General features: G+C 47.4%; 10 protein-coding genes. 2 read left to right on the plus strand and 8 right to left on the minus strand.

Going from position 1 to position 14,713, the window contains the following annotated elements; all coding sequences use genetic code 11:
* Positions 1-82 precede the first annotated feature (82 nt).
* Positions 83-1,465, plus strand: coding sequence for an aminopeptidase P family protein (locus tag Q369_RS0126805; RefSeq protein ID WP_031530789.1), 1,383 nt, complete (start codon positions 83-85; stop codon positions 1,463-1,465).
* Positions 1,466-2,105: 640 nt separating this feature from the next.
* Here the strand turns inward: Q369_RS0126805 and Q369_RS0126820 are convergent.
* From Q369_RS0126820 to Q369_RS0126860, 8 genes are all read right to left on the minus strand, one after another.
* On the minus strand, positions 2,106-3,659 hold the full coding sequence (locus tag Q369_RS0126820) for a M20/M25/M40 family metallo-hydrolase (RefSeq protein ID WP_031530791.1): 1,554 nt from the start codon (positions 3,657-3,659) through the stop codon (positions 2,106-2,108).
* Between the two features lie 5 nt (positions 3,660-3,664).
* Entirely contained in the window at positions 3,665-5,050 is a 1,386-nt protein-coding gene (locus Q369_RS0126825) for an APC family permease (RefSeq protein WP_084165870.1), read from the minus strand.
* Positions 5,051-5,158: 108 nt separating this feature from the next.
* Entirely contained in the window at positions 5,159-6,814 is a 1,656-nt protein-coding gene (locus Q369_RS0126830; protein WP_157488338.1) for a DUF885 family protein, read from the minus strand.
* Positions 6,815-7,139: 325 nt separating this feature from the next.
* Entirely contained in the window at positions 7,140-8,471 is a 1,332-nt protein-coding gene (locus Q369_RS0126835; protein WP_084165865.1) for an NAD(P)/FAD-dependent oxidoreductase, read from the minus strand.
* A gap of 75 nt (positions 8,472-8,546) precedes the next feature.
* On the minus strand, positions 8,547-9,548 hold the full coding sequence (locus Q369_RS0126840) for a 4-hydroxyproline epimerase (RefSeq protein ID WP_031530795.1): 1,002 nt from the start codon (positions 9,546-9,548) through the stop codon (positions 8,547-8,549).
* Between the two features lie 171 nt (positions 9,549-9,719).
* The gene (locus Q369_RS0126850; RefSeq protein ID WP_031530797.1) at positions 9,720-11,201 is read right to left on the minus strand and encodes an aldehyde dehydrogenase (NADP(+)); all 1,482 of its coding nucleotides are present in this window, start codon (positions 11,199-11,201) and stop codon (positions 9,720-9,722) included.
* A gap of 161 nt (positions 11,202-11,362) precedes the next feature.
* Positions 11,363-12,301: a dihydrodipicolinate synthase family protein gene (locus Q369_RS0126855; RefSeq protein WP_031530798.1), complete on the minus strand. Its 939-nt coding sequence runs from the start codon at positions 12,299-12,301 to the stop codon at positions 11,363-11,365.
* A gap of 282 nt (positions 12,302-12,583) precedes the next feature.
* Positions 12,584-12,925: a hypothetical protein gene (locus tag Q369_RS0126860; protein WP_031530799.1), complete on the minus strand. Its 342-nt coding sequence runs from the start codon at positions 12,923-12,925 to the stop codon at positions 12,584-12,586.
* Between the two features lie 310 nt (positions 12,926-13,235).
* Here Q369_RS0126860 and Q369_RS0126865 point away from each other — a divergent pair, with 310 nt between their 5' ends.
* Positions 13,236-14,327, plus strand: coding sequence for a Gfo/Idh/MocA family protein (locus tag Q369_RS0126865; protein ID WP_031530800.1), 1,092 nt, complete (start codon positions 13,236-13,238; stop codon positions 14,325-14,327).
* The last annotated feature ends 386 nt before the right edge of the window (positions 14,328-14,713 follow it).

A 14,713-nucleotide genomic window follows, 5' to 3' on the forward strand; every position in this document is an offset into this window, starting at 1 on the left:
GTTAAATTGAAGCCAAACTAAGCGATTTTATCCTAATCTGACAACCCGATATTTACAGTGAATTTTTAGTGCTCAAAAAACCATGTTCTCAAAAGAAACCTACATACAACGACGCCAACAGCTTAAATCGAAAGTAGGAAGCGGGCTGATCCTTTTACTTGGCAATGAAGAATCTGGGATGAACTACCGCGACAATGTTTATCCGTTTCGCCAGGACAGCACTTTTCTATACTATTTCGGACTGGATTTCGCCTCCATTCATGCGGTTATTGATATTGACAATGATCAGGAAATTCTTTTCGGAAACGAGCTCACGATCGACGATATCGTCTGGACCGGCCCAAAAGAGCCACTTACCGAAAAAGCAGCAAAAGCCGGCATTGCACAGGTAAAGCCACTTTCTGCGATTGCTGGTTACCTGAAAAGTGCTGCAGAAAGAAAGCAGGTCATTCATTTCCTCCCGCCGTACCGGGGCGATCACTACCTGCAGTTGCAGGATTGGTTGCATATATCGCCTGCCGAGGCTGCGCAAAAAGCTTCTGTGACGTTGATCAAGGCGGTCGTTGCAATGCGGTCTTACAAAACAGATGAGGAAGTAGCCGAGCTGGAAAAAGCGGTGAATACATCGGTGGATATGCATCTTGAATTTATGCGCAGCACACGTCCGGGCATGACGGAAAAAGAAGTGGCGGGCAAGCTGCAAAGCATTGCGATAGGCGCAGGTGGCGACATCTCCTACCCAATTATATTGACCGTAAATGGCGAAATCCTCCACACCCACACCCGCGACCTGGTAATGCAGGAAGGACAAATGGGCTTGTGCGACGCCGGTGCCGAAACGGCCATGCGCTACTGCGGCGACCTGACGCGTACCATTCCGATGGGCAAGCAATTCACATCCCTCCAAAAGGAGATGTACCAGATTGTATTGAATGCACAGAAATCTGCTATTGACGCTTGCAAGCCAGGTATTTTATTTAAAGATGTACACAAACTCGCCGCGACAAAGCTGCTGGAAGGACTGAAATTACTTGGCGTAGTAAAAGGCGACGTGGAAGAAGCAATTGCAAATGATGTGCATACCTTGTTTTTCCAATGCGGGCTGGGCCACATGATGGGGCTCGACGTGCATGATATGGAAAACCTGGGCGAGCAGTATGTGGGTTATACAGATGACCTGGTAAAAGGAACCGCATTCGGCTGGAAATCGCTGCGCCTGGGCCGCGCGCTCGAACCCGGCTTTGTAGTAACAGTCGAACCCGGACTTTACCTGATCCCAACCTTAATCGACCGCTGGAAAGCCGAGAACAAGCTGGCCGATTTTGTGGATTACAACAAGCTCGAAACCCTGCGTGATTTTACAGGAATCCGCATTGAAGATAATATTCTGATCACCGAAAAGGGGAACCGGATTTTAGGAAAGCATTTGCCGAAAGAAGTGGCGGAAGTGGAGGCATTGCGGTGATAGCAGCTTACTCCTTAAAAGACTAAAATCCAATACATTTGGTTAAATTTGATTGTAGATAAGATACAGAACATGAACAGCAAAGCTGGTAAATGGCTACATCGGGCGTTTAGATAGCCTGAGCCTGGAAGAAAAACTTGACCTGATATCTAGGTTGAGCGCCTCTGCAAAACAGAATGTCGTGGACAAGAAAAGTGCATTCCGAGTAGCTTTTGGCGCATTTGATTCAGAGAAAACTGCTGATGAGATTATTGATGAAATCAGGGGGAGCAGAGTTTCGAATCGGGAAATTGCATCATTTTGAAGGAATTTCTCATCGATACGAACATTGCCATCTACTATATAAAGGGCAAGTTCAATCTGCAAGCTAAGTTCGATGACTTAGCCGAGGAGCATTGCTACATATCAGAGATAACACTTGCGGAGTTGAAATTTAACTTCGAGCAAACTATTACAGATTCTGCTGATCTATAACATTATCATTTACCCTTCTCCTTTCCCTCTACCCTACTCCACCCTGCAAAATCGTCTTTTACCGCGCCGAAGATTCTCCATTGGTATTATTGTAAAAGCGTTTTCAACGATTGATTGCCGCCTAGTCCATTGCTTCCGGTAGCTCCTTCACAAGTAAAGTTGTGCATTATCGCTTGCTTCCAGGCTGCGGCCGCGGCGCGGGCATGGGCTTTCTTGGCAGCTTCTGGTCCATTTGGGCGGTGTTGTACACAAATGCAGCGACTACCACCGCCATTTGTTTCAAATCGTCCATTACCAGGCGCTCGTAAGTATCTGCATTGGTGTGGTGCGTGCGGGTACCATATTCAATTCCATCCTGGATAAACTGGAAGCCAGGCAGCCCCAGCGCATCAAATGCCAGGTGATCGGTCCCGCCGGTGATTCGTGAAGTAACAGTCGGGTGGTCAATGATGTCAGAAAACCCATTCAGCCATTTTTCAAAGATCGGGCGCACGCCTTCATTGCCCTGCAGGTAAATTCCCCGGATGCGGCCGGTACCGTTATCGATGTTGTAGTAAGCAGATAACTTCTCGTGCGCCGGTAGCAGCTTCATGGTTTCCATATCGCCGAATGTATTTTTCACATAAAAACGCGATCCGTACAAACCCTGCTCTTCGCCAGACCAAAGTGCAATTCTGATCGTTCTGCGTGGCTTCAAACCGGCAGTCTGCAATATCCTGACAGCCTCCATCATCACTGTACAACCTGCCGCATTATCCGTCGCCCCGGTTGCACTATGCCAGGAATCGAGGTGGCCGCCGAGCATGACGATTTCGTCTTTCAGCTTGGGATCAGTACCCGGTATTTCGGCGATCACATTACCTGTTGTTAATTTTTTGTCAAAAAAGGCAGTTGCCGATTCTGCTTCCAGGGTTACGGGGATACCATCTTCCACCAGCCGCGCAACAAGCCCCGCATGCTCCGGTGCAAGCTCAAATGCCGGTCCGGCCAAAGGCGCATTGCCCCTGAAAGAAGCTCCATTGCTTGTGAAAAACGTACCATGCTTGCCCATGCGGCCAGCAAGTTCCAGCTTCACCTTTTGTGACTTTAATGTACTGTCCACCCGGCTTCTGAAAGAGCGCATTGCCTGCATTCGCTCTACCTGCTCAGGTGTAAAATTGCTCTGTCCAAATGGAACAGAATTAGTCATTTTGTCGAGTTCCTCGGCTGTATAGCGCTTGGCATCGGGAGTAAAACTCGGATCTGTGCTGGCATTTCCTTTTGTCAACACGATTTTGCCGTCGAGCTTCCCGTCGGCATACTTTTTCAGGTCCTCTTCATTCTGGATATCTACCACAACCACCTCGCCGCTGATCAGTCCGGAAGTACCTGAAGTCCATGCTTTTGGAATTGCTATGAAAGGCATATAATAAGGTTTGGTCATCGCCAGGTAGCTTTTTTCAACCTGCCAGCCTTTTCCAAATTCACCCCATTCTTCGAGTCTCGCATTCTGTAATCCCCATTTTTTCAACTCGCTTACCGACCAGTCTGCTGCGCGTTGGAAACCGGGAGAATTCGTGAGTCTCGGACCTGAAACGTCTGTAAGCTGGTGGGCTATCTCCGCGACCTTTGAGTTTTCAAGACCTTCTTTACGGATCTTGGCAATAGCTGCCTGGTCCATTTCCTGAGCGATTGCAAGCCCTGGGAAGAACAGCAGAAGTGAATAAAAAGTGGATTTCATGTGCATCATGCAATATCTGTATTCATAAGATCTTTTTTACCGATAAAATAGTAGACCGGAATACCCAGCAAAACAATGATCAGCCCCGGCCAGGTATATTCAGGTTTGTAAATAATGAGAAGTACGCAAAACGCCACGCCCATCAAAATGTAAATGATAGGCAGGAAGGGGTAACCAAATGCTTTGTACGGACGAGGCACATCCGGCATTTTCTTTCTTAATATAAATATTCCGATAATGGTAAGCATATAGAACACCACCACCACGAATGAAATCATATCGAGCAGGTTACCATATTTGCCGCTCAGGCTCCACAGGCAGGCGATCAGGCATTGGATCCAAAGGCCGAATTCAGGCACCGAGTTCTTGTTCAAAGTCCCCACTTTTTTGAAAAACATTCCATCTTTCGCCATCGAATAATATACCCGGGCTCCGGACATAATCAGTCCATTATTGCACCCGAAAGTCGAAATCATGATCATAACCGCGATAATGATCGTTCCCGCGTTGCCGAAAATTACGTGAGAGGCAGTTACCGCAACCCTGTCTTTATCGGAAGATGCAATTTCCTGCAAGGACAAAACGCCGGTGTACATCACGTTTGTCATTACATAAATAACAGTGACGATGATAGTACCCAATGCGAGACTCAGTCCGATATTACGCTGCGGGTTCTTGATCTCGCCAGCTATAAATGTTACATTATTCCACGAATCACTGCTGAAAATTGAGCCTACCATTGAGGCTGCTATTGCGCCGAAAGCGGCTATGGTTGTGTAGGATTCAATGCTGCCGTCGATATTTAGCTTGTGTAAATCCCACATCGTCGCCGACTCCCAGTTGGCTGCCCAGATCTCAGGTTTCATGAAAAGCAGCCCGAAAACGATCAGTCCGAGCAAGCTCAGCAGCTTGGTCAATGTGAATGTAGTCTGGATGATTTTCCCGCCATTTACACCACGTGTATTAATAAACGTCAGCAACACAATGAGCACCAGCGAGAGTAGCTGCGCGGGTGAAATCTTGATAAAACCAAGGTCAAATGCGACCAGATCTTCACTGAACATCGGAAGCAAATACGCCGTAAACTTCGCAAATGCAACCGCTACCGCCGCAATAGTGGCGGTTTGAATCACCGTAAAAAAGCTCCAACCGTACAAAAACCCGATCAGTGAATTATATGCTTCTTTCAGATAAACATATTGCCCGCCTGCTTTCGGGAACATCGCGCTCAACTCCCCGTAACTCAATGCGGCAGTAAGCGTCATAAACCCGGTAATCAGCCACACAAACATCAGCCAGCCCACGCTGCCCGTATTCCGGGTAATATCCGCACTTACAATGAATATCCCTGATCCGATCATGCTGCCGGCCACCAGCATGGTGGCGTCCATGAGTCCCAGCGACGGTTTAAACGAGGTTTTTTCTTCAGCAGGAGTTTCCGGCAACATATAGGAAAAAGATTTTAAAGGGCGGTTTGTTACAAATTGTAAGCTACAATATTATTTGAAACTATAAAACTTCCATTGCGTTTTGAAGTCGCGCTTCAATGCCTGGTTGGTCAGCGTCGCCCGGAGCATTTCTATCGGCATATTATTCTCCTTCATCACGGCGTCGTGAAATTGCTGGTAGGTCATTTTACCACTGTCGACCAATTCCTTTTTGAGGCTGAATATTTGCAATCCGCCGATGAGATAGGCGATCTGGTACAATGGACTGTAATTTCCCTGAAAAGAGCGACGCACTTCACCTTCCGCATTTGCCCGCTCGTGCCCTACCCTGTCCACCAGAAAGTCAATGCATTCCTGCGGTGTCCATTTACCCAAATGATAATTCAGCGAAAAGATAATGCGCGCGCAACGGTGCATGCGCCAGAACAGCATCCCGATCCGCTCTTCGGGTGTTTTGGCAAAACCTTTGTCGTACAGCAGCAGCTCCCAGTACAAAGCCCAGCCTTCGGTCCAGAATGGAGTCCCGAATTCCTGGCGGTAGGACTTATACCTGCTCCGCATATAATATTGCAAATGGTGACCGGGTACCAGCTCGTGGTGAACCGTGGAGCGTGAAAAATAAGGATTGTTACCACGCATACTCATGAGCTTATCCTCATGGTTCATAGTATTCGTCGGATAGGAAATGATAATGTCGCGGCCGCCGAGAAAAAAAGGATTGATCAGCTGGCGCTCCGGCGTCATCATCTGCATTCCCCAGGTTTCGTCTGCGATTTCCGGGTATTGGTACAGGTTGTTTTTGGTTATAAAATCCTTGGCATCGTTGTAGAGCTTCATGATCAATGCAGGCTGCTGACCTTCGGGTACAAAGCTATTTTTGACTTTTTCCTGCGCCTTTTGCCACTCGTTTCCGAAGCCCATTTCCTGCGAAGCTTTCAGCAATTCCTTGTCGCACCACGCGAATTCCCTGTTAGCCAACTCAATCAGTTCTTCCGGCGTGTAGCTGATCATTTCCACCCCCAACTGTCGGATCAGCTCGTCGCGACCGATCGGTACTCCTTTGATGCCGCTCTTATCTTCTTTTTGAGTGGTGTTGAGCTTGCCTTTGCTCTTGATGGATCTGGCATAAACAGTTAATGCACTGTCCAAAGCCTGATAAGGTTTGGGTACCCACCAGGTAAACATCGGATCGTAGCCATTGTAAAAATCGTAAACGCCTTTCAACCGCTCCCCCATTCCCTTGATCGCGTCTTCTGCGCGGGTAGCGAGCGGCATATCTATGTTGTCGACCTTTTTCAGGGATTCGGAAGCGGCATTTACTTCTTTCAAAATACCATTAAGTCCGCCCGCTACTTTCTGACCATCAATGGTATCTCCGCGCCTGCGTTGTTTTTCCAATGCATAAATTTTGTCCGCAAATGGAATGTACTTCGTAATGAGGTTGTATTCCTTTTCTTCCTGCGCAAGGCTTAACAGATGGTCGTCGATATTTCTTTTTAATAGAATATAATCCACTTTCCCGTAAATGCTCATTGCATCAAAATCCACTTTCGACAACCTGGCGAGATAATCCTTGTCTACCTCGGTCAGCCTTTTTCGCTGCTCGGGCGAGTTCAGTACGTACGAAGGCGCCGCAAATCCACGCCCGCGAGTGAGCATCGGAGAATAAAACGACCGCACCGCCTGAATATCCGCATCATACTGCATCACCAGCCCGGCTGTTTCACTCGTTTGTTCGTAGAGGTTGAATTTGGGGTTTTGAGCGAAAGAACTGCTGGCGGCAATGCAGGCAAACGCAAGACTAAAAAGCAGGGAGTAGCAGTGCTTTTTCAAAGGTGGAGTATGTTTAAAGGTTAGGAATTATGGGTATTGCGCAGTGAAGTGATGCCTTTGCTTCGACTGGTGTTCTGCGTACGAGTCGCATTTGTGCATTTGCTTCGACTCCGCTCAGCATGACAAGGTGTTTGCCAAGTACCAAGCTCTTACACATGCTTTGTCACCCTGAGCGGAGTCGAAGGGCAGGCGACAACGCTCAGTTATACCGCTCCGGATCGTATAGGACGGTACTTACCGAAGTAGTACTCCGATCGGCCAGTTCCGCCACTATCTTGCCTGTTGCCGGGCCGAGACTGATCCCCATCATGCCATGGCCGCCTGCTACGATCAGGTTTTTCAGTTTTTTACTATATCCCAGATAAGGAAGTCCGTCTGGCGAGCATGGGCGGAAACCGTACCAGATTTTTTCTCTGGCAGGGACAGCCGCATTGAGTTCGGGATAGTATTTCGGAATTGCATTCACGATACCTTCTACCCGGTTCATATTGATCTTGTCGTTCACAGCTGCGAGCTCCATGGTGCCGCCGAAGCGAACTTGTCCGTTCATCGGGGTTACTGCTACACGGGCTTCGATCAATAAAGCGGGATGTACGATCGGGTGTGCTGCATTGGGCTGCATAAACGAATATCCCTTGCCGGGCATTACCGGAATGGAAAGTCCGGCCAGTTTGGCGAGCTGCGGCAGCCAGGTACCTCCCGTCATGATCACAAGATCACTTTCGTATTTACCCCGCGTAGTTTCAACGGCTTTTACTTCGCCATTTTGAATGGAGTATCCGGTTACCTCTGCATTGGAAACCACCTTAGCGCCTTTTGCTTTGATGAATTTCAGAAGCTGGTTGAACAATGCAGTCGGGTACAAATGCGCATCGCAGTGGTAATGCACTGCACCTGCAACATCTAGCGTTAAGCCTGGCTCAATGGCTTGCACCTGCTCTTTGGATAGCATTTCCACATCGAGCCCGAGCTTCTGCGCATCTTTGCCAACGTGGATTTCCTCTTCGCCTGCCTTTTCAGTTTTGTAAAGCATTAAGATGCCTTTTTCCTCAAGACCGAAATCAAACCCTTCTTCCTGCGCCAGCTCTTCATACAATTTCTTGCTGAGCAAATGGTAATCGCGCAGGTAAGGCGCAGCCCGCTCCACGTTAGCAGGAGTTGCGCTTTTCATAAACTTCAACCCCCAAGAAATCAATGAAAAATCGAGGGAAGGTTTTACGTAAAAAGGACTGCGGCTATCAAACATCCATTTGATCCCCTTGGCGACCATTCCGGGTGCAGCCAGCGGAATAAAGTGGCTAGGCACGATCATACCCGCATTTCCATGCGAGCAATTATCGCTCAGATCGCCTTTATCCAGCAAAGTCACATTCCAGCCGCTTTTCAGCAAATAATAAGCCGAAGCCAGCCCCATAATTCCCCCACCAATGATGGTGGTGGTTCCTTTTTTGGCTGTCGGCTGTCGGCTATCAGCCGTCGGCCTTTCGTTGGTGCTTGCCGGTATTATAGTTTGTGTTGAGGAAGTTGACATGCTATCCATATTATTATACTAAATCAAAAAGCCGGCTACCGAAAGCCGACAGCCGAAGTAAAGGCTTGACAGTCATCATATAACCTGAAAACCATACGCATACGGATCTTCTTCGTCGTCGATGAAGATATTGTTGTAGCCTGTTACTACTGCCCAGCCTTCGATTCCGGGGATGATGGCGGGTTTGTTGCCTATTGTTACTTCGTCTTCTACTGTTCCGGTGAATTTGGAACCGATGATACTTTCGTGAATGAACTGGTCGCCTTTTTTCAGCTTGCCTTTGGCGTGCCATTGGGCCATTCTCGCGGAGGTACCTGTGCCGCAAGGTGAGCGGTCAATTGCTTTGTCGCCGTAGAACACCGCATTCCTGGCCGTTGAAGTTGGATCAATAACCGCGCCTGCCCAGAGAATGTGGCTGAGTCCGTTGATGTGCTCGTTCTCGGGGTGCACGAAAGTGTATTGTTCATTCATCCGCTTGCGCAGTACCCTGCTCCAACTGATCAATTGATCAGCTGTGTAATTTTCTAAACCAGCGAAATTCTCTTGCGGATCGATAATTCCGTAGAAGTTACCTCCGTAAGAAACATCCATTTTCAATGTACCCAGGTCGGGGCATTCCACTGTCAGGTTTTCGGCTGCGAGGAACGATTTGATATTAACCAGTTTGACGGAAGTTACTCTTTTCCCCTCTTGCTTATATTCCACCAAAACCAATCCGGCAGGTGTTTCGAGGCGCAGCTTGCCTGGTATTTTGGGCGTTACCAACCCTTCCTGAATGGCAATGGTAACTGTCCCAATCGTACCGTGACCGCACATAGGCAGGCAGCCGCTGGTTTCGATATAAAGCACACCGATGTCGTTCGCAGGATCAACCGGCGGATACAGAATGCTCCCGCTCATCATATCATGGCCACGCGGCTCGAACATTAAGCCTTTGCGGATCCAGTCAAATTCTTTCAAAAAATGAAGCCTGCGCTCCATCATACTATTTCCATTCAACAATGGACCACCACCTGCTACCACCCGAACCGGATTGCCACAAGTATGGGCATCAATACAAAAAAAGGTTTTGCGCATTGTTTTTGGCTTGGCTATTAGCTTTTAGCTGTTGGCTAATAACGGTTAGCTGTTTTAGATTTTTTACTCGAACCTTGGATTGATATCCAGAGTCATAGATTTTTGCTTCAATGGGCTTTTTACTTCCTCCTTTCGTCCTTCCTCCATCCTCCAAAGGCTAAGGGCTAAAAGCTAAAAGCCAACCGCCTCCCTCGTCACCTCATTATTCACTGTCCGCCAAATGCCCAGGGGATTGGCATTCTGTAATTCTTCCGGCAGCAATTCGTCCGGCCAGTTTTGGTAGCTCAATGGTTTTGTAAAACGCTTGATAGCGTCCGGCCCTACGGAAGTGAATTGACTGTTGCTGGAAGAAGGGAACGGGCCGCCGTGGTGCATGGATTTGCATACTTCCACACCCGTTGGAAAATTATTAAATATGATCCTTCCGCATTTATTCCGGATCACACGGATCAGTTCCGGGTTTTGTGCGAGATCTTCATTCGTTGCCAGTAAGGTTGCAGTCAGCTGACCGTGCAGCTTTTCGGCTACTGCCAGTACTTCGCCTGCGTCTTTGCATTGGACGATCAATGCGAACGGACCAAAAACTTCGGTTTGTAAATCTTCATTGATCAAGAAGTCAACACCGGAAACGGTAGCGACAGTCGCGGCGCCGTAACCTTCTTCGGCTTCGGCGGTAGCAGCTGAAAGTATCTGCACGCCATTCAGCCCGATCACTTTTTCGCGATTGGTAGTATACCCCTTGGCAATGCTGGCATTGAGCATCGGAGCGGGTAAAGCTTTTAATATTTCTTCATTCAAACTCTCCACAAACTGATCCAAATCCGCGCCTTGCTCCGCGATAACCAGTCCGGGATTGGTACAAAACTGACCAACACCGAGCGTTAGTGAACCTGCATATTGTTTTGCAAGCTCTGCAGCGGCTGTTTGCAATTTCCCTGAAAACAGAAAAACAGGATTGATACTTCCCATTTCGGCAAAAACGGGAATCGGCTCCGCACGTTTGCTCGCCGCTTCCACCAATGCCAGACCTCCGCGGTTAGAACCTGTAAAACCAACTGCTTTAATCACCGGGTGGGTAACCAGCGCCTGCGCCTCCTCATTGGTTTCGCAGAAAATATGTGAAAAGGTACCCACGGGAAATCCGCTTTTTTCAACGGCGCGCGAGATAGCGTCTGCCATCATCTGCGATGTTCTCGGGTGACCGGGATGTGCTTTTACAACAACCGGGCAACCGGCAGCGATTGCGCTGGCAGTATCCCCGCCAGCAGTTGAGAATGCAAACGGGAAATTGCTCGCTCCGAAAACAGCTACCGGGCCGAGCGCCACATTGGTTTTCCTAATATCAGGTTTGGGCGGGGTTCTGTCGGGATTGGCAGTATCAATGCTCGCGTCGAGGCTGTACCCTTTTTCGAGCGCTTCGGCGTAGCTTCTCCATTGGAAAATGGTCCTGGCTTTCTCGCCTGTCAGCCTTGCATCGGGTAAATTCGACTCTTCGCGGGCAGTTTGAATCAGCTCAGGGCCAAGTGCCTCAATTTCGTCAGCGATCGTACGCATTAATGCTACGCGCTTTGAGATTGGATAATTGTTGATTGTGACAAATGCAGCCTGGGTATTTGCCAGTATCTTTTCCAGGTTGTTTGTGGATGTAGTCATACTATAAGGATCAGGTGACTCCACCGGAGTCGCAATCAAATTAAATCATTTTTGCAGTAAGACCTGGTACAATTCCCGTAAAGTACGGAACCGACCTTCACCGGCAATGCGATGCCGAAACTAAGAAAAGGCCCCGTAGGAGCCTTCATCATAATATTTTATTAAGCCAGCGCAGTATCAGCTGTCAGGTTCAGATAGTCGGGCAGTGCTGGCTGTGTTTCTATTGCCTTATCAATGATTGCCAATACACTTTCTCTTTCTGCACCTTTCAGCACCATGCGGGGAGCACGTACGTACTCTGAACCGATACCTGCTCTCTCGGCAGCCAGTTTAATATTCTGAACGAGTTTTGGGTGAATATCAAGTTCGAGAAGCGGCAGATACCAGCGGTATACCGCCAATGCTTCTTTGTAATAACCTGCTTTTACCAGATTAAAAATCGCGACAGTTTCTTTCGGGAATGCGTCTACCAAACCACCTACAACACCGTCAGCGCCCAACATCACTTCTTCCATAATCAGCGTATCTACGCCGCAGAAAATACGGAAACGATCGCCGAAACGGTTGAACAGGCGGGTTACATTGCTTACGTCGCGGGTAGATTCTTTAATCGCAACCACATTCGGCTCTTTTGCAAGCTCCTCAAACATTTCAAGCGTCACCTCGATCTTGTAATCAACCGGATTGTTGTAGATCATCAAAGGCAATCGCGTGCTCTGCGCAATGGTTTTGAAGTAGGTTACTGTTTCCTCATCATCGGCTTTGTAGCGCATTGGGGGCAGCACCATCAAACCATCCGCACCGATTGTCTCAGCTTCCCTGGCAATGCTTACTGCCTCGGCTGTCGCTTGTTCAGCGATACACAGCACGATCGGCATGTTTTCAGGAACCACATTCTTGGCATATTTTACCAGCTCCATTTTCTCAGCTCTGGTTAGCGTACTGGCTTCTCCCAGCGATCCCGCCACGATAGCACCGTTGATACCAGCCTCTATCTGAGCTTCAAGATTTTTACCAAAAAGATCAAAATCAATTGTGTCATCTGCTTTGAATGGAGTTAACAACGCAGGAAAAATGCCATACCAGGATTCTTTGTTCATATCAATAAGTGATGTTGAAAATTCGAGTGATGAATTTATTTCAAAGGTAAACGAATGTAACCACGCCTCTTTCTCATGTTTTAATCAATTATTTACCGATTTTAACCTGGATATTAAGTCAGCCTTCAATATTGATGACTGAACTTTTTCAGATGTCTACATGAGCCTCTTAGTATCCTCTAATCCGGATTTTACCTACGTGATTACCAGTTTTCGTGGAACACCCGTCTATTTAAATACCGCTGTGATTAGATCATCGATGAATTTGGATCATCAGCAAGATTAAGTATGTTGTTGTACAATTAATTCTTTGGCAATAATATAGCCCCCCATACCAACGGAAGCTTGCAATTCAAATAGGAAGAATTGCTCTCGTAGGACCATCTCTCTATGATAGTCAGGAACATCATAATCTTCAAATAATTCCTTCGAACCAGTTGCTGCATCATATCTAACTACATCGAAAATTACATTTTGAGTTTCAAAGGGAGAAAGAGCCCATGTTGCCACGTTTCGAAAGATGAGGCTAGCTTTTGTTTGAAGCCCATTTCCTTGCATTATTAGTTCTCGTCTGTCTGCTGAAAACTCGACCGAGACAAGTGATAGATCGTGATATATGCTCATTTTAGATTATGCAAACCCATCAACTACAGGAAAATGGGGTTAATTGATCAAAGAAATTGCGTTCACTTAAGGCCCATACTCGAATCTTGAAAATAGGGTTTATTTACAACTGCTCAAATCAGCGCTTTTAAGTTACCATGAACGATGTAAACCAACACCTACTACGGATTTTTCTGCATTCGGGATCGAGGTCCGGCAAAAACAGATTTTATCCCTATTTTTGACACTCAAAGCAGGTAAATCCTGTTATCCCTGTAATTTACTGTTTCTATATTCCTTCTAACCCGAAGACTTAACATTATCATTTACTATGTCATCTTTTGAAAACAAAGGCGCAATCCGTGTACTGGTTGTAGGTTGCGGTAACATGGGCGCTTCGCATGCATTTGCCTATCAGCTGTTGGATGGTTTCGAAATCTGCGGGATCGTTTCTACCGGCAAAAGCAAAGAGGTTTTAAATGAAAAGCTTGGCGGCGGTTACAGCCTTTACAGCGATTACGAAACTGCATTGCAGGAAACAAAGCCTGATGCAGTTTGTATTTCCACTTACCCGGACACGCACGAGGATTTCGCGATCAAAGCATTGAAAGCGGGTGCACACGTGTTTATCGAAAAGCCTCTGGCTGATAGTGTTGAAGGAGCCAAGCGTGTCGTATCTGCTGCTATTGAAGCTGGCAAGAAGGTGGTGGTAGGCTACATTCTGCGGGTACATCCGTCGTGGGCACGGTTTGTAACAGAAGCACAGAATCTCGGCAAGCCGCTGGTAATGCGTATGAACCTCAATCAGCAAAGCCACGGATATATGTGGGGTGTGCACCGGAACCTTATGAAAAGCCTGAGCCCTATCGTAGACTGCGGCGTACACTATATTGATGTCATGTGCCAAATGACCCGCTCCACGCCACTTCGCGTGAATGCGATCGGTGCGAGGCTGACAGAAGATATACCTGCCGGCAATTACAACTACGGTCAGTTGCAGATCTGGTTTGAAGATGGATCCGTGGGTTGGTACGAAGCTGGCTGGGGCCCGATGATCAGCGAAACGGCGTTTTTTGTCAAGGACGTGATCGGACCAAAAGGCTCTGCTTCCATTGTTGCCAAAGATGCAGGCGGTGCGGGTAAATCTTCCTCCGTGGAAGCACATACCAAAACCGAGTCGATCCGTATTCACCATGCAGACCTGAACGACAAAGACGAATTTACACAGGAAGATACCTGGATTAACCTGGAAGACGAACCCGATCACCAGGAGCTCTGCAACCGCGAGCAGCTGTATTTCCTGAAAGCGATTACAGAGGATCTAGACATGTCAGAGCATTTGGAAGATGCAGTAAGAAGCTTGCAGATCGCATTTGCGTGTGATGAGTCGGTAAGAACAGGACGGACTGTGGATCTTGTTTGATTACCACAAGAGGCAAGCTGAGCTAATTTTCAGCTAACCCAGAAAGTAAATGGAAAAGCCACTTCGCAACATATTGCGAAGTGGCTTTTCTGGTGAAACAGGGAAGTAACAAGCTGAATGCCAAAAACTTACTCGCGATATTAGGTTAAAATTATGCAAACGTTTGCACAATTATTTGTGTTTTCCCTATCGTAATAATGAAACTATGTTATAATATTGTAACTCCTTTTTAATAGTTTATAATAATTACAAGCTGACACCATCAATTTTGAGAACACTTAGGGGCTGTTAGTAATCTGCTAAACCTCGCACCCATGGTCAGAAAAGGCGTATCATCACCCGTACCCCGTGATTAATTGAAAGAACTTGACGGAATAATTTGAAAA

It is taken from the genome of Dyadobacter crusticola DSM 16708 (assembly GCF_000701505.1).
Lineage (GTDB): Bacteria > Bacteroidota > Bacteroidia > Cytophagales > Spirosomataceae > Dyadobacter > Dyadobacter crusticola.

Coding starts and splice junctions, on each gene's coding strand:
- Q369_RS0126805 (WP_031530789.1), top strand. CDS start 83: ATGTTCTCAAAAGAAACCTACATACAACGACGCCAACAGCTTAAATCG.
- Q369_RS0126820 (WP_031530791.1), bottom strand. CDS start 3,659: ATGAAATCCACTTTTTATTCACTTCTGCTGTTCTTCCCAGGGCTTGCA.
- Q369_RS0126825 (WP_084165870.1), bottom strand. CDS start 5,050: ATGGACGCCACCATGCTGGTGGCCGGCAGCATGATCGGATCAGGGATA.
- Q369_RS0126830 (WP_157488338.1), bottom strand. CDS start 6,814: ATGCAGTATGATGCGGATATTCAGGCGGTGCGGTCGTTTTATTCTCCG.
- Q369_RS0126835 (WP_084165865.1), bottom strand. CDS start 8,471: ATGTCAACTTCCTCAACACAAACTATAATACCGGCAAGCACCAACGAA.
- Q369_RS0126840 (WP_031530795.1), bottom strand. CDS start 9,548: ATGCGCAAAACCTTTTTTTGTATTGATGCCCATACTTGTGGCAATCCG.
- Q369_RS0126850 (WP_031530797.1), bottom strand. CDS start 11,201: ATGACTACATCCACAAACAACCTGGAAAAGATACTGGCAAATACCCAG.
- Q369_RS0126855 (WP_031530798.1), bottom strand. CDS start 12,301: ATGAACAAAGAATCCTGGTATGGCATTTTTCCTGCGTTGTTAACTCCA.
- Q369_RS0126860 (WP_031530799.1), bottom strand. CDS start 12,925: ATGAGCATATATCACGATCTATCACTTGTCTCGGTCGAGTTTTCAGCA.
- Q369_RS0126865 (WP_031530800.1), top strand. CDS start 13,236: ATGTCATCTTTTGAAAACAAAGGCGCAATCCGTGTACTGGTTGTAGGT.